The sequence below is a fragment of the Shewanella salipaludis genome (assembly GCF_012911865.1).
In the GTDB taxonomy this organism is placed as follows: Bacteria; Pseudomonadota; Gammaproteobacteria; order Enterobacterales; family Shewanellaceae; genus Shewanella; species Shewanella salipaludis.
Map to the genome: position 1 here is coordinate 63,812 of NZ_JAAXYH010000013.1, position 26,687 is coordinate 90,498.

At 56.6% G+C, this 26,687-nt stretch carries 20 protein-coding genes; 13 read left to right on the forward strand and 7 right to left on the reverse strand.

The features are described 5' to 3' along the window. Nucleotides 1–47: 47 nt before the first annotated feature. From nlpI to deoD, 9 genes are all read left to right on the forward strand, one after another. On the forward strand, nucleotides 48–947 hold the full coding sequence (gene nlpI / locus HC757_RS15445; protein ID WP_169565278.1) for a lipoprotein NlpI: 900 nt from the start codon (nucleotides 48–50) through the stop codon (nucleotides 945–947). A gap of 98 nt (nucleotides 948–1,045) precedes the next feature. Next, a complete protein-coding gene (gene prfC, locus HC757_RS15450) occupies nucleotides 1,046–2,626 on the forward strand; it encodes a peptide chain release factor 3 (protein ID WP_169565279.1) in 1,581 nt (526 codons plus the stop codon). A gap of 190 nt (nucleotides 2,627–2,816) precedes the next feature. Continuing rightward, nucleotides 2,817–3,581: a TatD family hydrolase gene (locus HC757_RS15455; RefSeq protein WP_169565313.1), complete on the forward strand. Its 765-nt coding sequence runs from the start codon at nucleotides 2,817–2,819 to the stop codon at nucleotides 3,579–3,581. A gap of 177 nt (nucleotides 3,582–3,758) precedes the next feature. Further along, nucleotides 3,759–5,018, forward strand: a complete 1,260-nt coding sequence (locus HC757_RS15460) for a NupC/NupG family nucleoside CNT transporter (RefSeq protein WP_169565280.1) — start codon at nucleotides 3,759–3,761, stop codon at nucleotides 5,016–5,018. 324 nt (nucleotides 5,019–5,342) lie between these two features. Continuing rightward, nucleotides 5,343–6,182, forward strand: coding sequence for a nucleoside-specific channel-forming Tsx family protein (locus tag HC757_RS15465; RefSeq protein ID WP_169565281.1), 840 nt, complete (start codon nucleotides 5,343–5,345; stop codon nucleotides 6,180–6,182). Between the two features lie 372 nt (nucleotides 6,183–6,554). Beyond that, complete coding sequence (gene deoC, locus HC757_RS15470) at nucleotides 6,555–7,328, forward strand: deoxyribose-phosphate aldolase (RefSeq protein ID WP_169565282.1); 774 nt, start codon at nucleotides 6,555–6,557, stop codon at nucleotides 7,326–7,328. Between the two features lie 131 nt (nucleotides 7,329–7,459). Further along, nucleotides 7,460–8,791, forward strand: a complete 1,332-nt coding sequence (deoA, locus tag HC757_RS15475) for a thymidine phosphorylase (protein ID WP_169565283.1) — start codon at nucleotides 7,460–7,462, stop codon at nucleotides 8,789–8,791. Nucleotides 8,792–8,801: 10 nt separating this feature from the next. Further along, nucleotides 8,802–10,025 carry a phosphopentomutase gene (locus tag HC757_RS15480; RefSeq protein ID WP_169565284.1) on the forward strand — a complete coding sequence of 408 codons (1,224 nt, stop codon included), beginning with the start codon at nucleotides 8,802–8,804 and terminating at the stop codon, nucleotides 10,023–10,025. 133 nt (nucleotides 10,026–10,158) lie between these two features. Then, nucleotides 10,159–10,869: a purine-nucleoside phosphorylase gene (gene deoD, locus HC757_RS15485; RefSeq protein ID WP_169565285.1), complete on the forward strand. Its 711-nt coding sequence runs from the start codon at nucleotides 10,159–10,161 to the stop codon at nucleotides 10,867–10,869. 80 nt (nucleotides 10,870–10,949) lie between these two features. On the opposite strand, the gene HC757_RS15490 is transcribed toward deoD, so the two are convergent. Beyond that, complete coding sequence (locus tag HC757_RS15490; protein WP_169565286.1) at nucleotides 10,950–11,597, reverse strand: AhpA/YtjB family protein; 648 nt, start codon at nucleotides 11,595–11,597, stop codon at nucleotides 10,950–10,952. 78 nt (nucleotides 11,598–11,675) lie between these two features. Between HC757_RS15490 and serB the strand changes: the two genes are divergently transcribed. After that, entirely contained in the window at nucleotides 11,676–12,656 is a 981-nt protein-coding gene (gene serB, locus HC757_RS15495; protein ID WP_169565287.1) for a phosphoserine phosphatase SerB, read from the forward strand. A gap of 267 nt (nucleotides 12,657–12,923) precedes the next feature. Beyond that, nucleotides 12,924–13,742 carry an alpha/beta fold hydrolase gene (locus HC757_RS15500; protein WP_169565288.1) on the forward strand — a complete coding sequence of 273 codons (819 nt, stop codon included), beginning with the start codon at nucleotides 12,924–12,926 and terminating at the stop codon, nucleotides 13,740–13,742. 436 nt (nucleotides 13,743–14,178) lie between these two features. On the opposite strand, the gene HC757_RS15505 is transcribed toward HC757_RS15500, so the two are convergent. Further along, complete coding sequence (locus HC757_RS15505) at nucleotides 14,179–16,560, reverse strand: PilZ domain-containing protein (RefSeq protein ID WP_169565289.1); 2,382 nt, start codon at nucleotides 16,558–16,560, stop codon at nucleotides 14,179–14,181. Between the two features lie 101 nt (nucleotides 16,561–16,661). Here HC757_RS15505 and radA point away from each other — a divergent pair, with 101 nt between their 5' ends. Further along, on the forward strand, nucleotides 16,662–18,026 hold the full coding sequence (gene radA / locus HC757_RS15510; protein WP_169565290.1) for a DNA repair protein RadA: 1,365 nt from the start codon (nucleotides 16,662–16,664) through the stop codon (nucleotides 18,024–18,026). Between the two features lie 45 nt (nucleotides 18,027–18,071). On the opposite strand, the gene HC757_RS15515 is transcribed toward radA, so the two are convergent. Continuing rightward, nucleotides 18,072–18,452: a PilZ domain-containing protein gene (locus HC757_RS15515; protein WP_169565291.1), complete on the reverse strand. Its 381-nt coding sequence runs from the start codon at nucleotides 18,450–18,452 to the stop codon at nucleotides 18,072–18,074. Between the two features lie 408 nt (nucleotides 18,453–18,860). Between HC757_RS15515 and HC757_RS15520 the strand changes: the two genes are divergently transcribed. Beyond that, nucleotides 18,861–20,216 carry an NCS2 family permease gene (locus HC757_RS15520; RefSeq protein ID WP_169565292.1) on the forward strand — a complete coding sequence of 452 codons (1,356 nt, stop codon included), beginning with the start codon at nucleotides 18,861–18,863 and terminating at the stop codon, nucleotides 20,214–20,216. Between the two features lie 57 nt (nucleotides 20,217–20,273). Here HC757_RS15520 and olsF read toward each other — a convergent pair whose 3' ends face one another. From olsF to HC757_RS15540, 4 genes are all read right to left on the reverse strand, one after another. Next, on the reverse strand, nucleotides 20,274–22,034 hold the full coding sequence (gene olsF, locus HC757_RS15525) for a bifunctional ornithine lipid synthase OlsF (protein ID WP_169565293.1): 1,761 nt from the start codon (nucleotides 22,032–22,034) through the stop codon (nucleotides 20,274–20,276). Nucleotides 22,035–22,050: 16 nt separating this feature from the next. Beyond that, complete coding sequence (locus HC757_RS15530; protein ID WP_169565294.1) at nucleotides 22,051–22,989, reverse strand: UDP-2,3-diacylglucosamine diphosphatase; 939 nt, start codon at nucleotides 22,987–22,989, stop codon at nucleotides 22,051–22,053. Between the two features lie 217 nt (nucleotides 22,990–23,206). Next, nucleotides 23,207–24,484: a YjiH family protein gene (locus tag HC757_RS15535; RefSeq protein WP_425313980.1), complete on the reverse strand. Its 1,278-nt coding sequence runs from the start codon at nucleotides 24,482–24,484 to the stop codon at nucleotides 23,207–23,209. Between the two features lie 463 nt (nucleotides 24,485–24,947). Next, nucleotides 24,948–26,498: a methyl-accepting chemotaxis protein gene (locus HC757_RS15540; protein ID WP_425313979.1), complete on the reverse strand. Its 1,551-nt coding sequence runs from the start codon at nucleotides 26,496–26,498 to the stop codon at nucleotides 24,948–24,950. Between the last annotated feature and the right edge of the window lie 189 nt (nucleotides 26,499–26,687).

The window sequence follows — 26,687 nt, forward strand, 5'->3', positions numbered from 1 at the left end:
CTCGGCGCCTCGATCCATGGCGTCTTCGACTGTAAAGGTAGGAATGGATGAATTTTAAACTAGCAAGCACCCTGGCAGCGTTATTGGCCACGGCCAGTCTCTCGTTAAGCGGCTGTGCATCGACCTCGTTGGACGACAGTCACGCAGATATCGCCGGCAAGCTGGTCGTCGCCCCCGTGATGCCTGACTATAAATTGGAAATTACCCTGGCCAAGCTGAATGAAATTTTGGCCATGATGGAACTGACCGACGAGCAGAGAGCGAGGTTTCATTACGACAGGGGAGTGATCTACGACAGTGTCGGCCTGAGGTTGCTCGGACGCATCGACTTTCATCAAGCCTTGAAGCTGCAACCCAATCTCGCCGATGCCTACAATTTCCTGGGGATCTACTACACCCAGGAAGGCGAGTTCGAGAGTGCCTATGAAGCATTCGAAGGGGTATTGGAGTTGGCCCCAGATTATGATTATGCCTATCTGAACCGGGGGATCGCACTTTATTATGGTGAGCGCAATGAGCTGGCCATCGCCGACATGAAGTCCTTCTACCAGAAGGACGAGCACGATGGTTATCGCGCCCTGTGGTTGTATCTCATCGAAGCCACCGTCGATGCGCCCGGCGCCAAATCAGAGCTGATGGCCAATCGCAGTAAGCTCGATGATGCCGCCTGGGCGACTGTGTTGGTGGATTACTACTTGGGTAAGCGCAGCAAACAAGCCGTGTTTACCGCCGCCAAGACAGGCCTGAGTCAACCCAAGGAGTATGCCGAACGCCTGTGCGAAGCCTATTTCTATCTGGCCAAGATGGCCAGTGCCAAGGGTGACTATCAGGAAGCGGCCAATTATTTCAGGCTGACGCTGGCGACCAATATCTATGATTTCGTCGAACACAGGTATGCCAGAATCGAGCTGGCCAAGGTTCAGCAACGGCTGGAAAATCGGGATTAATCACCCCAAGCGGGACTCAGCCCAGCCTTTGCCTAGCCAAGGCTGGGCTGAGACGGTATAATTTGCGCCTTTTTAGCGATCTCAGTGCACAGGTTAACATGTCAGGCAATAGAGTAGAGGTGGACAAACGTCGTACCTTCGCCATCATTTCGCACCCCGATGCGGGTAAAACCACCATCACGGAAAAAGTGCTGTTGTTCGGAAACGCTTTGCAAAAAGCCGGTACCGTCAAGGGCAAGAAGTCCGGTCAGCACGCTAAGTCTGACTGGATGGAAATGGAGAAGGACAGGGGGATTTCCATTACCACCTCTGTGATGCAATTTCCCTATGGCGGCGCCTTGGTTAACCTGCTCGACACCCCGGGCCACGAAGACTTTTCCGAAGATACCTATCGAACTCTGACCGCCGTTGACTCCTGCTTGATGGTGATAGATTCGGCCAAGGGTGTCGAGGAACGTACCATCAAGCTGATGGAAGTCACCCGGCTGCGCGACACCCCTATTGTCACCTTCATGAACAAACTCGACCGCGATATTCGCGATCCCATAGAGTTGATGGATGAGGTCGAAGACATACTCAAAATGGCCTGTGCGCCCATCACCTGGCCCATAGGTTCGGGTAAGGAATTCAAGGGGGTGTACCATCTGTTGCGTGATGAGGTGATCCTCTATCAGGGCGGTATGGGCCACACCATTCAGGACGTGCGCACCATCAAGGGCCTGGATAACCCCGAGCTGGAGGCTGCCATCGGCAGTTATGCCGCCGACTTACGCGAAGAAATGGAACTGGTTGCCGGTGCTTCCCACGAGTTTAATCTGGAAGCCTTCTTGAAGGGGGAACTGACCCCGGTATTCTTCGGTACGGCTCTGGGGAACTTCGGCGTCGATCATATTCTCGACGGGATAGTCGAGTGGGCACCCAAGCCGTTGCCGCGCGAGAGTGATGTCCGTGATGTGACCCCTGACGAAGAAAAGTTTTCGGGTTTCGTGTTCAAGATCCAGGCGAACATGGATCCCAAGCATAGAGACAGGGTTGCCTTCATGCGTATCTGTTCCGGGCGTTATGAGCAGGGCATGAAGATGCACCATGTGCGCATCGGCAAGGATGTCAACGTCAGCGATGCCTTGACCTTCATGGCCGGCGACCGTGAGCGCGCCGAAGTGGCTTATCCGGGCGATATCATAGGCCTGCATAACCACGGCACCATTCGCATCGGCGATACCTTCACCCAGGGCGAGAAGCTGCGTTTCACTGGGGTGCCTAACTTCGCTCCGGAGATGTTTCGCCGCATTCGCCTGAAGGATCCGCTGAAGCAGAAACAACTGCTCAAAGGCTTGGTTCAGTTGTCCGAAGAAGGGGCTGTGCAGGTCTTCAGGCCGTTGGACAGTAACGACCTCATCGTCGGTGCCGTCGGGGTGCTGCAGTTTGAGGTGGTCGTAGGTCGCCTCAAGAGCGAATATAATGTCGAAGCCATCTACGAAGGTATCAATGTGGCGACCGCCCGTTGGGTTTACTGCAAGGATGAGCGCAAGCTGGAAGAGTTCCGCCGTAAATGCAGCCCCAATCTGGCACTCGATGGCGGCGACAACTTGACCTATATCGCACCCACCATGGTCAATTTGAACTTGTCGATGGAAAGGTATCCGGATGTCGAGTTTGCCAAGACCCGCGAGCACTGAGTTTGCTCATCCAGGTTTTGAATGAAAGAGGCGGCTAATCACCGCCTTTTTTGTTGCCTGAAACGCCGCTCCCTCGGAGGGATAAGTGCTATAACTAACATCGCTGGCCGGCGTTGCCAGATCTGGTTCCGGGTCAAAGCCTCCGATATTGGCTTTGCATTCAAGGGATAACCTCAATAGGATTGCTATGTTGATAGACACACATGCACATCTGGACTTCAGCGAGTTTGATCCCGACAGGGCGGCGGTGTTTGCCGCCATGGCCGCCGTTGGGGTAACAGGGGCGATCATTCCCGGGGTATCGCCGAGCCATTGGGATAAGCAATTGGCGGTGGCCGCCGAATTTGACTGTTATTTTGCCTTGGGGATCCATCCCTGGCATTGCCCGCCGGTGCTGGAGCCGGCCATGAGCGAACTCGAGGCCTTGGTGAATCGACACCTTGGCAACAAACGTTTGGTGGCGATAGGCGAATGTGGCCTGGACAAGCGGCATTCACAGCCCTGGCCCTTGCAAGTCGCTTATGTACAGGCGCAACTCGATTTGGCCAAGCGGACCGACTTGCCCCTGATACTGCATGTGGTCAAGGCCCATGGCGAGATGCTGGCGCTGTTGAAGGCTTCCCGCCCGGCTCGTGGGGGGGTAGTGCATGCTTTCTCCGCCGGCCCAGAGGTGGCCTGTGAGTATATCAAGCTGGGTTTCAAGCTGGGTGTCGGCGGTTTGGTGGTGAATCCAAATGCAAAAAAACTGCATAAAACCCTGTCCGAAATGCCGCTGGACGCCTTCGTTTTGGAGACGGATTCTCCCGCCATGACCCCGATAACCTCTGCGGTTTCCCGCAATGACCCCACCAATCTCGTGCAATTTGTCGACGAAATAGCCCAGATCCGAAAAAAAACCAATGTTCTGATATCAGAACAACTCCAGGCCAATGCGCGTCAACTGTTTGACCTTTAGTTGTTTTTGAATAAACAGGTTGTCGAGAGGTCTGACTACTTGGATAAACTTCTGAAATTTAGCGTCAAAAAGGCGATGAAAACAACGATTTTCAATTTTGGCTCGGGTATAATCTCCCGCGGAATATAGGTTGATTAACAACATAATTAAAAAATGTTAACAATAGGGTGATGGTTGATGAATATATTAATGAGTTTAGTAGGGGTGGTCACCCTGCTTGCGATAGGTTACCTCCTGTCGAATAACAAGAAGGCCATTAACTGGCGTACCGTTGGTGGCGCCTTGGCTATTCAGGCGGCCTTCGGTGGTTTCGTATTATACGTTCCCGTAGGTAAAGACATTCTGAAAAGCGTGTCTGATGCCGTATCCAGCGTCATAGGCTACGCACAAAACGGTATCGGCTTCTTGTTCGGCGATCTGGCTCACTTCAAGCTGGGCTTTATCTTCGCCGTCAACGTACTGCCGGTTATCGTGTTCTTCTCTTCGCTGATTGCCGTGCTTTATTACCTGGGCATCATGCAGTGGATCATCCGCATCATAGGTGGTGGTCTGCAGAAAGCCCTGGGTACCAGCCGTACCGAGTCTATGTCTGCTACGGCAAACATCTTCGTGGGTCAGACTGAAGCGCCTCTGGTTGTGCGTCCCTTCATTCCTACCATGACTCAATCTGAACTGTTCGCCATCATGGTGGGCGGTCTGGCTTCTATCGCAGGTTCAGTGCTGGCCGGTTATGCCCAAATGGGTGTGCCTATCGAGTATCTGGTTGCGGCTTCTTTCATGGCGGCACCCGGTGGTCTGTTGATGGCTAAGCTGATGCATCCTGAAACTGAAACCACCAAGAACGAAATGGACGAGCTGCCAGAAGATCCAGACAAGCCGGCTAACGTACTCGACGCGGCTGCCGCCGGTGCTTCATCAGGTATGCACCTGGCACTGAACGTTGGCGCTATGTTGCTGGCCTTCGTGGGTCTGATCGCCATGCTCAACGGTATCTTGGGTGGCGTAGGCGGTTGGTTCGGTGTTGAAGGTCTGACGCTGGAACTGATCCTGGGTTATGTGTTCATGCCTCTGGCATACCTGATCGGTGTACCTTGGAACGAAGCCTTCATCGCAGGTTCATTCATAGGTCAGAAGATCATAGTCAACGAATTCGTTGCTTACCTGAACTTCGCTCCTTACCTGAAAGACATCGCCGATGGTGGTCTGCTTGTTGCTGAAACTGGTCTGGCCATGTCTCACAGGACTCAGGCTATCATTTCTTTCGCCCTGTGTGGTTTCGCTAACCTGTCATCTATCGCGATCCTGCTGGGTGGCTTAGGTGCCATGGCGCCAACACGTCGTCATGATCTGGCTAAGCTGGGCATACGTGCCGTCATCGCCGGCTCTATGGCTAACCTGATGAGTGCGACACTTGCAGGCTTGTTCATCGCCCTCTAAGGCGAAGCGCTTCTCTGCAGCTAACTGGGTCCTGTGCCTCGAGGGCAGGACCCAAGTTAATCCAACCATTTTCCGAAGTAGATTTTTATTTATGTAGTTCAGGGCATTACCCATGCAGTGGAGCTCTGGCTGTTGAAGTCCAAGACTGGCTTGTAGTTGTAAAGCTGTATACAAAAAGTCGCGACTTTGTTCACATTTAAGAATTTTGTGTTTGTGATTTTACCTCTGATTATTGTGCTTTTTGTTAATCCAGGTAAAATGCGGGCGCCATAAAAAAAGAACGCTGTCCTCGATGACAGCACATTAAGATAAATGGGGTTGATGATGAAAAATGTTAAGTCTTTAGCACTGGCGGCTACCGCCGTTGCAGCTATCTCAGGTAACGCTTTCGCTGCCGATCGTACCGATCTGCACGCCACTGACTATAAGTGGATGCAGTTCAATGCCATGTATTCTATCGGTGAAAAGCCAGATAACCCAGCTTCAGGCGATCAACATAACTACCTGGAAATGGAATTCGGCGGTCGTTCAGGCATAGTAGACCTGTACGGTTATGTTGACGTGTTCAACCTGGCTAATGAAAGCTCACAGCATGGCGACAAGAACCCAGGTTCAGGTACCAGCAAGATCTTCATGAAGTTCAATCCACGTTTCTCACTGGATGCCATCTTCGGTAAAGACTTGTCTGTTGGTCCTATCCAGGAAGTGTACTTCTCTACTCTGTTCAACTGGGACGGTCTGAACGGCGAAGGCGTGAACTCTACCTTCTGGGGTGTGGGTGCCGATGTTATGGTGCCTTGGTTAGGCAAAACCGGCATGAACCTGTACGGTTACTATGACATGAACAACAAAGAGTGGAACGGTTATCAGTTCTCTGCCAACTGGTTCAAGCCTTTCTACTTCTTCGATAACAAGAGCTTCCTGTCATTCCAGGGTTACATCGACTACCAGTTCGGTGCTGACGCTGACGACAACATGTTCGTTCCTAAGACGACCAGCGGTGGTAACATCTTCTTCGGCCTGTACTGGCACTCAGATCGTTACGCCCTGGGTTATGGCCTGAAAGGCTTCAAGGACGTGTACCTGTTGGAAGACAAGGGTGGCATAGTAGGTCTGGAATCTACTGGTTGGTCACACTACCTGTCTGCGACATACAAGTTCTAATGTGTCTCCGGGCCGCAGTCGCTGCGGCCCGGTTTTTCTCTGCTATCTGAATCTTTATGTAAGCATGCTCCATCTCTGTCGAGCTTATTTAGCTAAAGGTTTGTGATTTTCTCGCGCTAAAATGGAATTTTCGCGGAAAGGCAGGAATCTAGTCTCTAGTTCCCCTTCCCGGTCTTCAAGGATTCAAGTCGTGACCCTAGCGTCAGCTAGTTGTTATCAACATTGAATACCCTAAAAATAAGGTATCCTGCTCGTACAGGATGCCAGGCACAGCCCGAAGGCCCGGCCATAAGAATAATCAAGAAATGCCACTTCTATGCGTAGCCAAACGACGGATTGCTATTACTTTAATTTTCGTTTCGGAGAGCTAAAATGACAGACTTAAAACAAGCGGCCCAACGCGCCATCGAACTGATGGACTTGACCACACTGAACGATGACGACACTGAGCAGAAGGTCATAGAACTGTGCCACAAGGCCAAGACGGCGGCGGGCAACACCGCCGCCATCTGCATCTATCCACGCTTCATTCCCATCGCCCGCAAGACCCTGGAAGAAATTGGCGCTGAAGATATCAGAATAGCCACAGTCACCAACTTCCCCCATGGTAACGACGATATCGCCATCGCGGTATTGGAAACCCGTGCGGCCATCGCCTACGGCGCCGACGAGGTCGATGTCGTCTTCCCCTATCGCGCCCTGATGGATGGCAACGAAACCTTGGGTTTCGAGCTGGTCAAGGCCTGTAAGGAAGAGTGTGGCGATGAGGTGCTGCTCAAGGTCATCATAGAATCCGGCGTGCTGGCCGATGCGGCGCTGATCCGCCGTGCCTCCGAGCTGGCCATAGATGCCGGCGCCGATTTCATCAAGACTTCAACCGGCAAGGTGGCTGTGAACGCCACTCTGGAAGCCGCGGAAATCATGTTGACCGTGATAGCCGAGAAGAATACCAAAGTGGGCTTCAAGCCCGCCGGTGGGGTGCGTGATGCGGCCCAGGCCGCCGAATTCCTGGGCGTCGCCGAGCGTATTCTGGGCGCCGACTGGATCAGCCCTCGCACCTTCCGTTTCGGTGCTTCCAGCCTGCTCAACAGCCTGCTGCATACACTGGAATTGGCCGATGCGCCTAAGCCTGCCCAGGGCTATTGATCTCTGTGATATAGCGGATGTCGGTGCTTATCGCCTTGTAGGGTAAGCAGCCTATGCCGGTCATGCTACCGGCAGAAGAGCAGGACAAATCTTGCCGAATGTGAACTCGGCACAGTTTGGGAGGCAGTAAGATGTTTCTGGCGCAAGAAATTATTCGCAATAAACGCGACGGTAAAGCCCTGAGTACAGAAGAGATTCAATTTTTTGTCAAAGGGATCACAGACAATTCGGTATCCGAGGGTCAGATAGCCGCGCTGGGGATGGCGGTCTATTTCAACGACATGAATATGGATGAGCGCATCGCCCTGACCGAGGCCATGCGCGACTCAGGCACTGTGCTCGATTGGCAGTCACTCGGACTCGATGGCCCAGTCATCGACAAGCATAGCACCGGCGGTGTCGGCGATGTCATCAGCCTGATGCTCGGCCCCATGGCCGCCGCCTGTGGCGGCTATGTGCCCATGATTTCCGGCCGTGGCCTGGGACACACGGGCGGCACCCTGGATAAGTTCGATGCCATCCCAGGTTATCGGACTGAGCCCGACAGCGCTTTGTTTCGCAAGGTAGTCAAGGAGGTCGGGGTGGCCATCATAGGCCAGACCGGCGACCTGGTGCCGGCGGATAAGCGTTTCTATGCTATCCGCGACAATACGGCCACAGTCGAGTCCATCTCGCTCATCACAGCCTCTATCCTGTCGAAGAAACTCGCCGCCGGTCTCGATGCCCTGGTGATGGATGTCAAAGTCGGTTCGGGCGCCTTCATGCCAAGCTACGACGCCTCCGAGGCGCTGGCGCGCAGCATCACGGCCGTCGCCAATGGTGCCGGTACCAAGACCACGGCGCTGCTGACGGACATGAATCAGGTATTGGCCTCGAGTGCCGGTAATGGGGTCGAAGTGAAGGAGGCGATCGACTTCCTCACCGGGCGCTACCGCAACCCCAGACTCCATGAGATCACCCTGGGCTTATGCGCCGAGATGCTGCAACTGGGCGGCCTGGCGGACGACGAAGCGCAGGCCAGAGCCAAGCTGCAGCAGGTGCTGGATAACGGCAAGGCGGCAGAGGTATTCGGCCGCATGGTCTCCGGCCTGGGTGGCCCCACGGATTTTGTCGAAAATTATGCCAACTACTTGCCACAGGCACAGATCATTCGTCCCGTGTATGCCGATGTTTCAGGTTTTGCCCACAGCATGGATACCCGCGAGCTGGGACTGGCGGTGGTGACGCTCGGCGGTGGCCGGCGTAAACCGGGCGATGCCCTGGATTACAGTGTCGGCCTGAGTCAGGTCTGCGCCCTTGGAGATGAGCTTGGCAGCGACAAGCCGCTGGCCTTCATCCATGCCCAGTCCGAGGATGCCTTCGCCGAGGCGGCCGACGCGGTTAAACGCGCCGTGCATGTCGCAGATACCAAGCCGGAAAAAACACCCGAGATTTATCGCCACATTCGTGCCGGCGATCTCTAAAGGAAATACAATGAAACGTACCATAATTATGATGCTGGACTCCTTCGGCGTAGGCGCCGCAGGCGATGCCGCGGCCTTCGGTGACACAGGTTCAGATACCTTCGGCCATATCGCCCAGGCTTGCGCCAATGGCGAGGCCAATGACGGGCGCGAAGGCCCTTTGAAGCTGCCTAACCTGGCGCGTTTGGGCCTGGGACATGCGGCAATGGAAAGCACGGGCGCCTTCGCCGCAGGTTTCGATGACAAGGTCGAACTCATAGGTGCCTATGGCCATGCCCAGGAGCTGAGCACGGGCAAGGACACCCCGAGTGGTCACTGGGAAATGGCCGGTGTGCCTGTGTTGTTCGATTGGGGCTATTTCAGCGACCTTACCGAGTCCTTCCCGAGCGCATTGACGGATAAGATCTTGGCCCGCGCCGGGCTGAGTGGCTTTCTTGGCAATTGCCATGCTTCGGGCACCACTATCCTGGAGCAGCTGGGTGAAGAGCATATGCGCTCTGGGCTGCCGATTTTCTATACCTCGGCGGATTCGGTATTCCAGATTGCCTGTCACGAGCAGAGCTTCGGCCTGGACAATCTCTACCGCCTGTGTGAAATCGCCCGCGAAGAGTTGGCACCCTACAACATAGGCAGGGTGATTGCCCGGCCTTTCGATGGCACTGGGCCGGCGGATTTTGCCCGTACCGGCAATCGCCGTGATTATTCACTGACGCCACCGGCCAAGACGGTGCTGGATAAGCTGAGTGACGCCGGCGGCGAGGTAGTGAGTGTCGGCAAGATAGCCGACATCTATGCCCACTGCGGCATCACCAAGAAAGTGAAGGCCAACGGGCTGGAAGCCTTGTTTGATGCCACCCTGGAACAGGTCAAGCTGGCGGGTGACAGGACGATAGTGTTCACCAACTTCGTCGATTTCGACTCTCACTATGGCCATAGACGCGATGTGGCCGGCTACGCCAGGGCGCTCGAATATTTTGATTCACGCTTACCCGAATTACTGGCCATACTTGGCAAAGAAGATCTGCTGTTGTTGACCGCAGATCATGGCTGCGATCCCACTTGGCCGGGCACGGATCATACCCGTGAACATGTGCCTGTGCTGGCCTATGGCGCCGGACTGGCGGTTGGATCTCTGGGGCTGCGCCAGAGCTTCGCCGACATGGGCCAGTCGATTGCCAGTTACTTCGGGCTGGAACCTATGGAATATGGCGAATCATTCATCGCTGGCATGTGAATTTGCCATGCGGCATAGCAGATTTGCATATAAAGGTTGGCGCTTCGCCGACGAATAGAATTTGCCGGCCCCATCTTGGGCCGGCAGTAAACAAAGACTCGAGTCTTACTAAAAATAAACAGGGGTTATTTCAATGGCAACACCACATATCAATGCTGTCGATGGCGCATTTGCTGAAACCATGCTGTTTCCCGGCGATCCGCTGCGGGCAAAATACATAGCCGAAACCTTCTTGGAGAATGTTGAGCAAGTCACAGATGTGCGCAACATGCTGGGCTTCACAGGTACCTACAAGGGCAAGCGTATCTCAGTCATGGGGTCAGGCATGGGCATCCCTTCCTGCTCCATCTACGCGACCGAACTTATCCGTGATTATGGCGTGAAAAACCTGATCCGTGTCGGTACCTGCGGTGCCATCAGCACAGATGTGAAAGTACGTGACGTCATCATAGGCATGGGTGCCTGCACAGATTCTGCGGTCAACCGTCTGCGTTTCAAGGGCCAGGATTTTGCCGCCATCGCCAGCTATGAGCTGATGAACGCGGTGATCGAGTCTGCCAAGAACAAGGGCACCAAGATCCGCGTCGGTAACATCTTCTCGGCCGATCTCTTCTACACCCCGGATCCACAAATGTTCGATGTGATGGAGAAGATGGGCGTGCTCGGCGTCGAAATGGAAGCCGCCGGTCTCTATGGTGTCGCCCACGAGTTCGGCGCCAGAGCCCTGTGTGTGGTTACCGTCTCGGATCATATTCGTACCGGTGAGAAGACCTCTTCCGATGAGCGTCAAACCACCTTCAACGAGATGATCGAAATGACATTGGACGCCGCCATTACCCTCTAATGGCCACCGAACGGAAAAGCCCCTGTGCGCTCGCGCCCGGGGGCTTTTTTATGTCCTGTGCTGCGACTGTCGTTGCCCGCTCAGGCCTGATTGCCAGGCTTGGTTTTTTGTTGGCTGATTTGCCTCTGCTTCAGCCTATGGCGGCGGCGATCGAATTCGGCCCGCTTGAACGACAGGGCCCTGGCCAGCAGCAGGCCTATTACCCCTGCGACGATCAGCATTATCTGTTGCTGTTGCATGTTATGCAGATGGGCTTCTTTGATCTCATCGAAGAAGCGTTTGGGATCCAGCCTGACTTCCACATACCCCAGGTTCTTGCCGCCCTGAACCACGGGTTCGACATAGGGCGGGTAGGGGGCCAGCAAGTCGGCCATGGCCGGCGAGTCCGGCTCCAGCTCTTCTGTGGTCAGGCTCTGGGCGAAAGACAGGCGCAACCCGGCTTCGCTGTAGATTGTGGCCGCCATGACCTTGGGATCTTCGACCAAGGCACTGGTCAGCCACTGGAGTTGCTCATCGTTTTGCAGCTGCAATGCCGGGGCGGCGCCATAGGCTGTCTGTTGTACCAATAATCTGGCCATCTTTTGTGTTTGGGACTTCAGAAGCTCTTGCCCTTGTAGTAGGCTTGTCTGCCACAGCTGAATGAGGCCCACCATCAGGGTCAGTGCTATGGCAACCTGTAGCAGTCGACTGATCTTATGGCGCTTCTTCAGCCCTTTGAGAAATAACACTGTGCCCCTTAATTGTTCGTGCGCTTGCCTAATCATAATGGATTCCGGGTGAGGCCGATAGCCGGAGAAGAAGACTTAATGGATAAGCCCAGCCAAGCCGCTTTATTTGTATGGTTAAGAGAGCAAGCGTCATCGGCATGCGCGTTTCAGGGCCGGATCATAGGCCGTTATCCGGAAGCCGACAGCGCCGGCACGGCGCACAGTTTCAGGCTAATCTACCGGGATCTCGAGGCAGAGCCTGGGTTGGCAGACTGGCTGGCACGGCTCGAGTGTGATTTCAGCATGGCGCGGCTCCTGCGCGGCTGTGGCCTGTATGGCGCCGAAATCAGCCTGGCGCAGCCCTTGAGCCAGGCGCAGCGACTGGCTTTCCCCGGGCATCTTGGGGCCGAGTTATTCATACCTTCAGGGGCGCTGGCGCAACTGAATAAGCCGGGACTGCTGGTGATGGACATGGACTCGACGGCCATAGAGATAGAATGCATCGACGAGTTGGCCGCCATGGCCGGCGTCGGTGAGGCGGTTGCTGCCGTGACCGAGCGGGCCATGCAGGGCGAGCTGGATTTCGAGCAGAGTCTGCGCCAGAGGGTGGCACAACTCGCCGGTGCCGATGCGGGGATCATAGACAGGTTATGCGCCGACTTGCCGCTGATGCCGGGGCTGAGGGAGATGGTCGCAGAGCTCAAGTCCCACGGCTGGCGTTTGGTGCTGGCCTCGGGGGGCTTCACTCCCTTCGTCAGCCATCTGCAGCAGCTGCTGCAACTGGATGCCGCCTTCGCCAACGAGTTGGTGATCGAGCAGGGTAAATTGCGCGGCGAAGTGAGGGGCAGGGTGGTAGATGCCCAGTTCAAGGCCGATGTGGTCAGCAGCAGCGCCGAGCGCTGGCAGATAGCCGAGGGCCAGCGCCTGGCCATAGGCGATGGTGCCAACGATATTCCCATGGTGACGGCCGCAGATTTCGGCATCGCCTTCCATGCCAAGCCTAAGCTGGCCGCCGCCGCCGATGCGGGCATCGAGCGCTTGGATCTGCGGGTGCTGCCTTACCTGTTGCGGCTGGGCTAAGCTGCCGCTCCTGGCTTGCCCATTGGCGGCGCGCCAGGCCGGGCGGTGCTCAAATCGTTGATTTGAGTATTTACTCTTGTTTTCTGCTGCCTGGATGCTAATTTATTCGTATCTTAGTTTAGCCAGTGAATTCCCGTGTCCCAGCAAACCGCCTCAGCAGCAACATCTTCAGCAATATCTGCATCAACAGTAGCGCAAGACTCTGTTTTTATTCCCTATCGCGATGGTCGGCTGCATCTGAGGCGAGTGCAGCCGTCGTCGCCGGATATGGGGAAGACACCCATCCTCATGCTGCATGGCGCCATGTCCAACGGACGGGTATTCTACAGCCAGTCCGGCCGTGGCCTGGCCTGTTTTCTCGCCAGGGCGGGGTTTGTGGTGTATGTGCTGGACACGGCCGGGCGGGGCCTGAGCACCCCGAGGATTAGCCGGGGCTTCGGCCTGGGACAGGGGGAGGTCATTCGCGAGCAATTACCCCTGGTGCAGCGGGCGATCCTCGAGTGGCATCCGGATGCCGCCGGGGTACATTGGTGTGGCCATTCCTGGGGCGGGGTCCTGATGGCCAGTTGTCTGGCCCGTTTCGCCGACATTCGTCCCAGTGTCAGTTCCCTGCTGACTTTCGGCAGTAAACGCCGCATCAAGATAAAATCGCTGCAGAAATGGCTGATGGTGGACCTGTTCTGGAATCGTCTGGCCCCGGGCCTGGCCAAGGGCAAGGGCTATCTGGCCGCGGACAGGCTGCGTCTGGGGATGGACAACGAGAGCCGCGCCTCCTTGAGCCAGAGCATCGACTGGGTCAGGGGACCCTGGATAGATCATGACGATGACTTCGATTACGGGGTTGCCGCCAGGGATGTTCGATGGCCGCCGGCCTGGTTTATTGCCGGCCAGGGTGACAAGGTACTGGGCAATCCGGCGGATGTGCGGGAGATGCTCGCCGAGTGCGGCATGCAGGAGGCGAAATTTACCCTGCTGGCCAGGTGCAATGGTTTTCTGCACGATTATGGCCATGCCAACATGTTGACCCATATCGACGCCGAGCGGGACCATTTTCCGCAGATCCTGGACTGGTATCGGGCCGGCTAGCCTTGGCGGAGACCTGTTATGAGGCTGGACTCGGCTCGCCAGTGCGCTGAGTTCGACTTCCCGGGTCATGTCCAGCAGTTCAGCTACCTCAGTATGCTGTATGGGCCATAGCGGCTTTTCTGCTGTGTGTCCGTCTCTCAGCTGCTTAGTGCCGGGTATCTGAGCTCGACTTCCCGGGTCATGTCCAGCAGCTCGCCTACTCCAGTATGCTGTATGGGCCACAGCGGTTTTCAGCTGTGTGTTTGTTCCTGAGGCTGGGCTCAGCTGGCCAGTGCCGGGTATCTGACTCAGCTGCTTAGTACCGGGTATCTGAGCTCGACTTCCCGGGTTATGTCCAGCAGCTCGCCTACTCCAGTATGCTGTATGGGCCACAGCGGCTTTCAGCTGTGTGTTTGTTCCTAGGCTGGGCTCAGCTGGCCAGTGCCGGGTATCTGACTCAGCTGCTTAGTACCGGGTATCTGAGCTCGACTTCCTGGGTTATGTCCAGCAGCTCACCTACTCCTATGATATGCCACAGCTGCTGTTCCAGTTGCTTGGCCCTGTGGCTGGCATGCACCCTGATGTATTCCAGCTCACGCCTTATGTACTGCATGTCCGGCTTGTCGGTGGCGCCGCGATAGACCCGCAGGGCGACGAAACGCCCCATGGTGCGCGCCTGGCGGATGAAGTCGATTTGGGCCCGGGTTTCTCCCAGCTCACAGGCGGCGACTGACTTCAGGTGCAATCTGCCGCTGGATGGTTGTGACACTTGGATAAAGACTTCGAAGAAATCCATGTTGTCGCTGGCCTTCATCTGGCGGATAGGTTCGAGGAGCAGGCGTTTGAAGCCGCCATCCCTGAGCAGGGGGCCCAGGTTGAAGCTCTGTGTTGCCGCCGCATCCGCGAACAGGGCACTCAGGCGAGCGCCTGGATTACCGACCCCGAGGCAGGCTATCTTGGCCGACTTCACGGTTTTTTCAACGAAGTAAGGCAAGGAGTGCAGCTCGCGCAACAGCAGGTTCTTCATGCCATCGGCCAGCTCTTTCGCCTCGGCGTGGCGTTCGACCAGCTGTTCCAGCTTATCCTTGTTGTGGGCAAGCAAGCGGTTCAGGAACTCTATGCCCACATGCGGTGTATGCCCCATGACGGCGTTGAGGTGCAATACCTGGCCGCGTTTGCGCTGCCTGACCAAACGGTATGGCATCTGGCTCAAGTCTGTCTTGCCCGCCAGCGATTGCAAACCGGGGAAATTCAACAGCACGACTTGTTGTTTATCTTGCTTATCCAGTTGGGGAATTTTCTCCAGCTTGATCTGCAGCCCACGGCCCGAGATATCCTGGCTGATACCCGAGATCTCCTCTTGTCCCAAGTTGATCTTGACCTTGGTCTTGAAGGCAAACCTGGATTCCTGGCGCCTTTCGCTGAACTCCATGGCTACCAGTTTAATGGGCTTGTCGGTGATTTTTGCCTGGCCGAAGCCCTTGAGGGCGTTGGCATCTGTATCGTATTGCCAGCCTTGGTAATGCTGCTGAGCCGCGGCGCTGCTCAGGTCCATCAACTGCAGCACATGGCTGAAGCCGGCCAGCTGTTGCTCCACCAAGGGAGAGTAGCGGTTGTCGTCGCCGGGCAAGATGGCAGGTTTGTAGCCTTTCTGGTGGCTGATCTCATGCTGCATGAGCTTGAATACCCGCCAGCTGGCCTTGGTCGAGCCGAAGCCCAAGAACAGGGCTAACCTGGATTGTCGCTTGAGCTCGGCCAGGCTCGCCGAATAGAAGAAGAGCTTGCCCTGGACCAGGTGGGTGAAACAGAAGAACAGGCTATGTTCGGCATTGTCCGGCTCGGCGAGCAGGGCAGTGAGCCTGGGCTGGGTCAGCATGCCGGGAAGCTGGCTGATGTTATTTTCATCCTGAAAATAGTGCAGCAGTTGGCTGTTGTCCTGGCTGAGCAGCATGTGGCTCAGCACCGGGGCTGGGGCCGAGCCGGCGACAAACAGCGGCAGGTGGGGCAAGTGCGGCAGATAGTGACGTTCGAATCCCAGGCCAGTGGTGCTGAGCAACACATCGTTGATGTCGACCTTATACCTCAACTTATAGCTGAGGATCACCTGTTCGAGCAGGTCGGATAGTGCCTGTGAGCCCCCTAGGCGTTTGAGTCGCATCCAGCTAAAGTCGTTGTCCGTCTCCAGTTCGACTATCTGATACTCTATCCCCTGTTGCAGATCCTGAAAATAATACTCTTCGCCCAGTTCCAACAACTTGATGCGTACCGGCTCACTGGCATCCACAACCACAGGATTTGGCAGCCGAATTCGGGCGCCGCCGACCGAGAGATCCAGGGTGACGCCGGCCACGGCCGGTTGCGAACCCTGTTGCAGTGAGATCTTGATGCTGTAGTTCATCCGCTGCTCGCAGCGATACAGGTAATTACCCAGCACGACGCCTGGTACCAGAAAGTTGTCTGCCTGGCTCTTGTCCAGCGCCTTGTCTTGTCTCTGGCGTTGGCGCCGCTCCTTATGGGCCTGGAGCACATGCTCGTATACCCCCAGGGTATACTTGTCGCGAAACAGTGACATGGCTTCGAGCAATGCGCTCTTGGCCGGGGCGTCGAGAAAATGCCTCAGCTGGCCCTGGCGGATCTCATCGCATGGCAGTTCGGACTTATCGCGCAGATCTATGATGCGGGTGCAGGGCGAGGCGAGACGGTTCAACTCCATCTTGACCAGGAAACGGGTGGAGTTGGACTCGTCGAGCGTCAGCTGCTGAAATACCTCGTCAAAATCGGGTTCCATCAGCAGAGGTTTGAGTTGGGCTATTAAGGCGCTATGTTCTTCTAGGCTCATCTACAGGTTCTTTTATAATGCTTATTATGTATCTGGCTGTTAGTCTTATGTCGGCCGCAATCCCGGCTACTTTATTGATTTTATATGAACCCCGATGAGTTATGGCAAAAAATAAAACCGCGTATGTATGCAATGAGTGTGGACAAGACTTTCCCCGTTGGCAGGGACAGTGTAGTGCATGTAGTGAATGGAATACCATCACAGAAGTCAGGTTGGGTGCGATAAGCCCCGGGCGGGGCAGCAAATTTGCCGGTTATGCCGGTGCCGGCCCGAGTGCGGTACAGACACTGGATCAGATAGATCTCAACGAACTCCCCAGAATCGCCAGCTATTTCGGCGAGCTGGACCGGGTGCTCGGCGGCGGCATAGTGCCCGGCTCGGCCATCCTCATAGGCGGCCACCCTGGGGCGGGCAAGAGTACCCTCTTGCTGCAGACCCTATGCCAGTTGGCCGAGGTGATGCCGGCCTTGTATGTGACGGGGGAAGAATCCTTGCAGCAGGTCGCCATGCGTGCCCACAGGTTGGGCCTGCCGACGACCCGCTTGCGCATGCTGTCCGAGACCAGCGTCGAGCAGATTTGCGAGATAGCCCTGCAGGAACAGCCCAAGGTGATAGTGATCGACTCTATCCAGGTGATGCACATGAGTGATGTGCAATCCTCCCCCGGCAGCGTATCCCAGGTGCGCGAGTCCGCTTCCTTCCTGACCCGCTTCGCCAAGCAGCATGGCATAGCCGTCATCATGGTGGGTCATGTCACCAAGGACGGCAGCCTGGCCGGCCCCAAGGTGTTGGAGCACTGCATAGATTGTTCGGTGATGTTTGAGGGCGACAGCGACAGCCGTTACCGCACCCTGAGATCCCATAAGAACCGCTTCGGTGCCATCAACGAGCTGGGGGTGTTCGCCATGACGGAGCGCGGCCTGAAGGAAGTGGCCAACCCGTCGGCTATCTTCCTGTCCCGCGGCGACGAAGCGGCCTCCGGCTCCCTGGTGATGGTGGTGTGGGAAGGCACCAGGCCGCTGCTGGTGGAGCTGCAGGTGCTGGTGGATGATTCGGCGTTGGCCAATCCGCGGCGGGTCGCCGTCGGCATGGATGCCAACCGTTTGGCCATGTTGTTGGCGGTGATGCATCGCCACGGTGGCTTGCAGATGTCGGATCAGGACGTGTTCGTCAACGTGGTCGGTGGTGTCAAGGTCAGCGAGACCAGCGCCGATCTCACCCTGCTGCTGGCCATGGTGTCCAGCTTCAGGGGCGAGATACTGCCGAGCGAGCTGGTGGCCTTCGGCGAGGTGGGCCTGTCCGGGGAAATTCGCCCCGTGCCCAACGGTCAGGAAAGATTGATCGAGGCGGCCAAGCATGGCTTCAAGCGGGCGATAGTGCCCAAGGCCAATGTGCCGAAGAAGTTTCCGCCGGGAATGCAGGTCATAGGAGTGACTAAGTTGTCCGAGGCGCTGGAGGCCATCTGAGCCTGGCCGTGACACCTGTCAGTAGAAGAGGCAAGGCCACGGCCGCTAGACGTAGGGCTCGGTGTCATGGCGCTGGACGAAGCGGAGCAACTCCCGGTTCAGCAGGGAGGCGTCGCCCAGGTTCAGTTCCATCATGCGCCGCAGATGTGAGATGCTGTCTATGTCTATATGGGTACACTTGAGCCCCAGCTGGCGCCTATCCCTATGGACCAGCAGGGTCTCCATCCGCACCTGGATATCCGAATCTGGCAAGCAAAGACTCAGCCACAGCACTTCATCGGGTTTGGGGTCGAAGTCTTGGGGTTCTTCGACCAGGGCGCCGTTGAGACTCAAATCCAGTATATGGGTGGGCCAGCTCCGCAGCTTCTGGTGCAGTTGTGCCGGTGCGGCAAATAACACTCTCGAGAACATGCGCCTTTCATCCATAATGCTTCCTCAGGCGGCTCGGGATCGCCGCCAGTCTGGTCTCTTTGCTCTTGGCTTAGTGTAGTCCTTGTTGTCCCTTAAGCCCATTTCCCACGGATTTTCCCCGGCGATTGCCCTGGATTGCCCTAGACGGTATGGCGCCGCTCGGCTCTCTGTCATAGCTCATAGCTCATAGCTCATAGGGCAGAGCGCAGAAAGCCGCGGTCAAACTGGGCTCAGGTCAAACAGGGCTCAGGTCAACATTTAGTCGTCGGGGCATAGTCGGGCGGCAGCAAGATTTCGCATTCGCGATCAGAATCCAGTATGATCCGCGGCGCAGCCGAGGCTGGCGTACTCTACCCAAAGATAAAACATACCCAAAGATAAAAATTGCCTTGCTTCGAGCGAGCGCGTTAAAGGTATAACAATATGAAATCCGCATCTATCAGTTCAACCGCCTTACCCCCTAAGGCCCTGCTCGACAACTATTTCAAGATTACGGCCAGGGGCAGTCATCTGCGCCAGGAAGTGATCGCCGGCCTGACGACGTTTCTCGCCATGGTGTATTCGGTGATAGTGGTGCCCAATATGCTGGGCACGGCCGGATTCGATCCCGGAGCCGTGTTTATCGCCACCTGTCTCATCGCCGCCTTCGGCTCCTTGCTCATGGGGCTATGGGCCAATCTGCCCATGGCGATCGGCTGCGCCATCTCCCTGACCGCCTTCACCGCCTTCAGTCTGGTATTGGGCCAGCACATGTCTATTCCCGTGACCCTGGGGGCCATCTTCCTGATGGGCGTTTGCTTCACCCTGGTGAGTGTGACCGGCATACGTCAGTGGGTACTGACAAATCTGCCTGCGGGCATAGCCCATGGTACAGGCATAGGCATAGGCCTGTTCCTGCTCCTGATCGCCACCAACAGCGTGCAGCTGATCGTCGCCAACGACGCTGGGCTGCCGGTCAAACTCGGTGACATCAACAGCCTGCCCGTGATAGCAACCGTGTTGGGCCTGGCGGCGACCATAGGGCTGGAGCGTCGCGGCGTGCCGGGCGGCATACTGCTGGTGATCATCCTCCTGTCCGTATTTGGCTTGGTGTTCGATCCAGCGGTCAAGTACCAGGGGCTGTTCGCCTGGCCGGATCTGGGCTCGGAACATTCGCTCATAGGCCAGCTGGATGTGATGGGGGCGCTCAATCCTGTGGTGCTGCCGATAGTGCTGGCACTGGTGATGACGGCCATTTTTGATGCCACAGGCACAATACGCGCCGTTGCCGGTCAGGCCGACTTGCTCGACGAGCAAGACAATATCATAGGCGGTGGCAAGGCCCTGACCTCTGACTCGGTCAGCAGCATGTTTGCCGGTGTGGTCGGTGGTGCTCCCGCCGCCGTCTACATAGAATCCGCGGCAGGCACGGCCGCCGGCGGCAAGACGGGCCTGACGGCGACCATAGTCGGGGTGTTGTTTTTGGTCATGATGTTCCTGGCCCCCTTGAGCTATCTGGTGCCTGCGTACGCGACCGCGCCGGCACTCATGTATGTGGGGCTGCTGATGTTGAGCAATGTGACCAAGCTGGATTTCAACGACAGGGTCGATGCCATGGCGGGCTTGACCTGCGCCGTGTTCATCATCCTCAGTTGCAACATAGTGACGGGCATCATGCTGGGGTTCGTGACTCTGGTGGTGGGGCGTCTCTGCAGCGGCGAGTGGCGTCGGCTGAAACCCGGGGTGCTGCTCATTACCCTGGGCCTGGTGTGCTTCTACATGGGCGGCTGGGCACTCTAATCGGGTACGAGTCGGAGTCACATGCCTGGCCGGGGTAACGGCCAGGCGTGACGCCGTCTAGGCCAAGACTTCCGGCTCCTCGGTCGCCAGGTTCAGCTCCGCCAGATGACTGTCTATGTAGCGGCTGCGCTTCTTATGCTTGAGCTTGTGGGTATCCACCAACACCAGGCCATCGATACAATCGCCGAAATCGGCATCGACGCCGAAGGCCAGGAACTGTACCCCCTGTTCCTGGCATAACTCGCCGTATTGTTTGTAGAGGGTCGGCACCGCCGCCCCCATGCTGGCCAGCGTCTGCTTCAGTTGTTTGAAATTTTCCTGATAGTCCTCATCCTGGTACAGGGCATCCAGCTTGGCTTTTTGCGCCTCGGACAGGCCGAAGGGCGACATGGATTGAGCCAGTTGGGTTGGGGTGCCGAATTGGCGCTGGTAGAAATGCACCAGCATTTCGCGGGCACTGCCGGGCAGCTGGTTGCTGATGGACACGGGGCCGAACAGATAGCGATACTCAGGATGTTTGCCCAGGAAGGCGCCTATGCCATACCAGAGGTAATCCAGGCTGCGTTTCCCCCAATACTTGGGCTGCACGAAGCTGCGTCCCAGCTCCAGGCCGCGCTCGAAGTAGGGGGCAAACTCGGCCGAATACTGGAACAGGGACTGGCTGTAGAGGGCATTGTCGCCCTGGAACTCATGCACCTTGGCCGCACTGGCGAAGCGGTAGGCACCGACTATCTCCAGCTCCCGGGGATCCCAGAGCACCAGGTGCTGGTAGTAAGGATCGTATTTATCCGTGTCGCGGCGCTTGCCCGTGCCTTCTCCCACGGCACGAAAGGCAATCTCCCTCAGCCTGCCTATCTCGCGCATTATGGGATTCCTGTCCTTATGCTGGTACAGGTAGATCAACTTGTTGTCCTGGGTTTCCCCCAATAATTCACATTGCTGCAGTGCCGCCTGTAACTCGCTGCGAGCCTCGGGGTGGGCGATGGCGCTCTGGGTGGTGAACAGCGGCTTTCTGTCCTTGCCTATGCGGTACAGGTGGTTCTTCAGCAGGCCGACCTTGGTCTTGAGCGGAAAATCGACGCTGCGCACGGCTTCGCTGGGGATCAGCTCGCCGATGCGGATAGGCATGTTGCGTTTGGCCTGTTTGAACATCTCCTTGACCAGCAGTAGGCTGGCCAAAGGCTTGTAGATCATCGAAGCGCCGTAGAAGGTGGCCGAGTTCTTGGCGTCGACGAACATGGGCAGCAGCGGCGCGTTGCAGGAAATGGCCAGCTTGAGGAAGCCGGATTGCCACTGGGTGTCCCTGACGCCGTTGGGGCGCAGCCTGGAGACTTCTCCCGAGGGGAAGATGAGCACAGCGCCTTCGTTGCGCAGATGCTGGCGGATCTTTTCCAGGTGTTGCTTGGGGGTGCCACCCGTCATGTTGCGCACCGGCAGCAGTATGGAGTGCAGCGGTGTCAATGCCATCAGCAGCTCGTTGGCCACCACCTTGATGTCGGGGCGGATCTCGCTGATGAGTTTGATCAATGCCAGCGCATCCAGCGAGCCTATGGGGTGGTTGGCGAAGATGACGACCCTGCCGTCGCAGGGGATGTTTTCAATTTCGTTGTCCGGCACGGTAAAGCTGAAGTCGAAGCTGGTGAGCACCTGCTCGACGAAGTCGACCCCTTGCAGGTAGGAGAATTGATTGGCTATCTCGTTGCATTGTTTCTCGTTGAGCAGGTAACGCAACATGGCCTTGGCCGGTTTGGCCAGCCAGGGTTTCTGGTTGATGCCGGGGAGGTTATCTTCGACGACTCTATCTACGGTAAAAATCATGGGGTCCACCTTAGGTTCAGGCTACTTCTTCTTGTGTTGAGGTCGCCTGGGTAGGCATGCTTTTGTGGTCATGGGGGGCGGCGCATGGTGCGGCCAGAGTGATGGCCGAGACGATGCGGGTGGTGCCTATGGCTTCGTCCCAGCGCAGCAGTTGCAGCTCCCCCTGGTTGGTTTCGGCCAGCAGGGTGCAGTTTTCTATCCAGTCACCGTCGTTGGCATAGATGAGTTCTTGTTGCAGCGACAACTCGGGCTGGTGGATATGGCCACAGATCACCCCATCGACCCCCTGGCGCCTGGCATAGTCCACCACCGCCTGGCGATAGCGCCTGATGGCCTCCTGTGCCTTGCCGACCCTGAGTTTGATGTAGCTGGCCAGCGACCAGTAGGGGTAGCCCAAGGGGCCCCGGACCTGATGCAGCTTGCGGTTGAGGAATAACAGCAAATCGTAGAGGTGATCGCCCAGACGGGCGTAGAAGCGGCCGACACAGACCTGGGAGTCGAATTGATCGCCATGCACCATGAGCAACTGCTTGCCGCCCGAGGTCAGGTGGATATATTCCCGCGCCAGGGCTATGTCCCACAGCTTGAGATCTGCGTAGGGCTTGAGCAATTCATCGTGGTTGCCGGGAACATAGAGGATGCGGGTGCCGCTGCTTGCCAGTTGCAACAGCCTTTGCAGCACCTGGTTATGACTTTCCGGCCAGTAGATGCGGCGTTTCAGCGCCCAGAAGTCTATGATGTCGCCCACCAGATAGATGTGTTTCGCCTGGGTTTGCGCCAGCAATTGCAGCAGGAATTCGGCCTTACAGTCTTTGCAGCCCAGATGGATGTCGGATAGCCAGAGGGCATGATAATGGCTGGTCTTGCTGCCTGGGGCGTGACCCGCGCCTGCGTCCTGTCGCTGCGCTTTGGGGGGGAATAAGGCCGTTGGATCTTGGGTCCGGGCTAATGTCATCTGTGATCACCTGAGCTAAGGTTTCTGGCTCAAGAGTAGGCATGGGGCTTGACCGATTGATGACAGCAAGATGACGTCTGAATGACATGGAAGGGCGATGACTGCGGCACTGAAGCGCCAGCCGGCCGGCGCTGCGGCCAAGGGGATGGCGGGGAGGAGGCCCAGGTATGGCCGATGGCCATACCTGGGATCAAGGCTAGAAAATCAGGTGCGAACGCTAGAAAATCAGGTGAGCGACACCGGCGATGACGGGCAGGGTCACTAAGGTGCGCAGTATGAACACCACGAACAGCTCGATGAAATTCACCGGGATCTTGCTGCCCAGCAGCAGGGCACCGACTTCGCTCATGTAGATCAACTGAGTCACGGACAGGGCGGCGATGACGAAACGCGTCATGTCCGACTCTATGCTGCCCGCCAAAATCGAGGGGATGAACATGTCGGCGAAACCTACCACTATGGTCTTGGACGCGGCCGTGGCTTCGGGGATCTGCAGCAGTTCCAGCAAAGGAATGAAAGGCATGCCCAGGTAGTTGAATACCGGGGTATATTCGGCAACGACCAGCGCCACTGTGCCTATGGCCATCACCACAGGTATGATGCCGAACACCATGTCGACCACGGTTTTGATGCCTTCGCTGAGCAGCTGCTTGATGCCACCGGCGCGATCCGCCTTCTGCAGCGCCAGGTCGAAGCCCCAGGAAAACACATGATGCCCGGCGGGGATCACTTCATCGTCCACATGGCGCGGGGTTTCGTCGACATAGTTGTCCTTCTTCCACGACAGCGGCGGCAGTTTCGGCACTATGATGGCGGCGGCGAAGCCGGCCAGACAGACTGTCAGGTAGAAAGGCACGAACATATGCCCCAGTTTCACCTGAGAGATGACCACCAGGCTGAAGGTGATGGACACGGCCGAGAAGGTAGTGCCTATGACAGCCGCCTCCCTCTGGGTATAGAAGCGGCCTTCGAATTGTTTGCTGGTCAGCAGGATACCGACACTGCCGTCGCCGAGCCAGGAGGCCATGCAGTCGATGGCACTGCGGCCGGGCAGGTTAAATACCGGGCGCATCACCTTGGTCAACAGGGTGCCGAATAACTCCAGCAGGCCGAAATTGAGCAGCAGCGGCAACAACATACCGGCAAAGATGAACACGGATAACAACACGGGCAAGAGATCGTTCAGCACCAGAGCGCCTGTGCTGGCGGAATGGATAGCCACAGGCCCCAGTCCCAAATAGGTCATCAGGATGAAGACGGCGCCCAGGCAGCGGATAGAGAACCAGAGTGGGCTGATATTCAGCAAGCCATTGAGAAACTCGTTGTTGAACACAAACTTGGGCCTGAATATCTTGGTCAGCAACGAGGCCAGGCCTGTGGCCACGACGACGCAGGTGACGACAAGGGTCGCATAGTCGCCCAAGGCATTTTGCAGGGCCTTGGAGATGATGGCGATAGGGATAGTCACGGCGCCCTGGTAGCTTACCGGCGTCATGAATAACAACAGGCCTATCAGGGAAGGAATGATGAAGGTGAGTATCGTCTTTATGTTGCGATGTTGTGCTTGTTCTGCCACCTGTGGTGCACCTTTTGTTGGGGGCTGAGTGTTCAGACCTGCGCGCTCGGTGCCGGCTGTATTGGCGTTGCCATGCATGATAATTCACCCCTTGAAACGGAAAGGGGCAAAGATTACCGCCTTAGCCCAGGGATGTAAAACGATTCAGCTCGGGTCGCGAGAGATTTGCCGTCGCAGCATACTTATCTGGGGTTTATGCTTGGTTATTCCGCCGGCAGAAAAGTTGAATAAATCGGCGGTTTTCCCATTGTCATTAGACTGTTAATTGTTAGTGGCTGCGGCGTTGGTGGCTGTGGCTGCCTGTGGCATGGATGCGATTGGGTCCAGAGAGCCAGGTCGTTGAGTCTGCAGCCGACCGCAAAACGGCCGGCTGTCCTCGGGCCTAACCGAAGGTATGACGCAATGCCCTGGCTTTATCGGCACTCTGTTGCAGCTCGAGTGCCGCTTCGCCTATCACCCGTGCAGCCGTTAGGTTCTCCGTGCTCAGCTGATTTATATCATTAATATTGTTGCTGATCTCAGCCACTACCTGGGTTTGCTGTTCGGCCGCCACGGCATTTTGCTGGGCGAACGCGTGTATGCCACTGACTTCCTGGTATATGGTGTCTATCTTGCCGGCCGAGGCGAGGATCTCCTGGGCACAGCTATCTGCCTGTTGCCGGCTGAGATCCATTTGTTGTGCCCAGCTGGTGAGCATGGAAAACATCTTATCCAGACTCTTGGAGATGCTTTCGGTCGACAGTTGGGTGCGGCTCGACAGGGCCCGAACCTCATCGGCGACCACGGCAAATCCGCGCCCCTGCTCACCGGCCCTGGCCGCTTCTATGGCGGCGTTGAGCGCCAGCAAATTGGTCTGCTCGGCGATGGCATCGATTTCACCCATGGCGTTGGCGACTTGTTCGGCCTCGATATTCAGCTGTTTGGCGTTGGCGGCCGCATCCGAGACCGCCTGGGCCAGCGCTTTCACGTTATGGGTGTTGGCATGCATGCTGTCGCGACTGTCGATACATAACTTATAGGCGGTTTCTATGCTGTTCGAGGTGCTGTGGGCATTGTGGGCGACCTCAGTGATAGTGCTGCTCATCTGCCCCATGGCCGTGGCTATCTGTTCCAGTTGGTGCTTCTCCCTGTCCAGACTGACATGGGTCTGTTGGGTGGCGACGACCATCTGATCGGCAATAGAGTGCAACTGGTTGGCTTGATCTTGGGTCCGGCCCAACACGCCCTGCATCTTGGCCTGTTGCATCAGCAGCTGGAAGTCGAGCACCGAGGAGGTGTCGTTGCCACAGTAGATGAAACGACTCACAGAGTCGTAATTCTGTTTCAAGGCCATCAGGCGGGCGGGAATACGAAAGGCCTCGTCATAGAAGATGGCCAGATTGAGCGCCATCAGGAACCCGCCGGCGAGTATGACTTCCCAGCCCCACACATACCCTGTCAACGCCAGTCCCAAGCCGGCTACCAGCGCCGACAACTGACGTTTTTGCAGCAGCGACAGCGGATCCCGCACCGGCTTGCCTTGGTTCAGGCGTTGGTAAATGCGCTCGGCACGACTGACTTGGGCGGCCGTGGTCGGCAGACGGACGGATTGATAACCGACAATTTGCCCCCTTTCGAACAGGGGAGAGACGAAGGCATCGACCCAATAATAACGGCCATCCTTACAGCGATTCTTGACTATGCCCCGCCAGGATTGCCCCGCCTTGAGCTTGTCCCACAGTTCCTTGAAGGCGGCTTTCGGCATCTCGGGATGACGCACCAGATTATGGTTACTGCCGAGCAGTTCCTGTTGGCTGTAGCCCGAGACTTCGATGAAGCGGGTGTTTACATAGGTGATGACACCGCGCTTATCCGTGATGGAGATGAGTTCGTCGCCCTGATTGAGGCGAACTTCCTGATTCAACACTGTGGCATTCCTTTGGTTCATAGTCATAATCATCCTGGACAGGGGGAAATGGCTGGGGCCTGCTAATGAGCTAAAGGCATCATTTTCATCTGTATTTGCCTAACCAGCTGACGGCACCTTTATCTTACCGCTGGCGGCGCCTGGGGCGGCCCGAAAACGGCTATTATCTCCGATCATCGGGATAAAGCCATACCAAGATGCAGTATTACTCATAAA

Coding starts and splice junctions, on each gene's coding strand:
- nlpI (WP_169565278.1), top strand. CDS start 48: ATGAATTTTAAACTAGCAAGCACCCTGGCAGCGTTATTGGCCACGGCC.
- prfC (WP_169565279.1), top strand. CDS start 1,046: ATGTCAGGCAATAGAGTAGAGGTGGACAAACGTCGTACCTTCGCCATC.
- HC757_RS15460 (WP_169565280.1), top strand. CDS start 3,759: ATGAATATATTAATGAGTTTAGTAGGGGTGGTCACCCTGCTTGCGATA.
- HC757_RS15465 (WP_169565281.1), top strand. CDS start 5,343: ATGAAAAATGTTAAGTCTTTAGCACTGGCGGCTACCGCCGTTGCAGCT.
- deoC (WP_169565282.1), top strand. CDS start 6,555: ATGACAGACTTAAAACAAGCGGCCCAACGCGCCATCGAACTGATGGAC.
- deoA (WP_169565283.1), top strand. CDS start 7,460: ATGTTTCTGGCGCAAGAAATTATTCGCAATAAACGCGACGGTAAAGCC.
- HC757_RS15480 (WP_169565284.1), top strand. CDS start 8,802: ATGAAACGTACCATAATTATGATGCTGGACTCCTTCGGCGTAGGCGCC.
- deoD (WP_169565285.1), top strand. CDS start 10,159: ATGGCAACACCACATATCAATGCTGTCGATGGCGCATTTGCTGAAACC.
- serB (WP_169565287.1), top strand. CDS start 11,676: ATGGATAAGCCCAGCCAAGCCGCTTTATTTGTATGGTTAAGAGAGCAA.
- HC757_RS15500 (WP_169565288.1), top strand. CDS start 12,924: ATGGGGAAGACACCCATCCTCATGCTGCATGGCGCCATGTCCAACGGA.
- HC757_RS15505 (WP_169565289.1), bottom strand. CDS start 16,560: ATGAGCCTAGAAGAACATAGCGCCTTAATAGCCCAACTCAAACCTCTG.
- radA (WP_169565290.1), top strand. CDS start 16,662: ATGGCAAAAAATAAAACCGCGTATGTATGCAATGAGTGTGGACAAGAC.
- HC757_RS15515 (WP_169565291.1), bottom strand. CDS start 18,452: ATGGATGAAAGGCGCATGTTCTCGAGAGTGTTATTTGCCGCACCGGCA.
- HC757_RS15520 (WP_169565292.1), top strand. CDS start 18,861: ATGAAATCCGCATCTATCAGTTCAACCGCCTTACCCCCTAAGGCCCTG.
- olsF (WP_169565293.1), bottom strand. CDS start 22,034: ATGATTTTTACCGTAGATAGAGTCGTCGAAGATAACCTCCCCGGCATC.
- HC757_RS15530 (WP_169565294.1), bottom strand. CDS start 22,989: ATGACATTAGCCCGGACCCAAGATCCAACGGCCTTATTCCCCCCCAAA.
- HC757_RS15535 (WP_425313980.1), bottom strand. CDS start 24,484: ATGACGCCGGTAAGCTACCAGGGCGCCGTGACTATCCCTATCGCCATC.
- HC757_RS15540 (WP_425313979.1), bottom strand. CDS start 26,498: ATGACTATGAACCAAAGGAATGCCACAGTGTTGAATCAGGAAGTTCGC.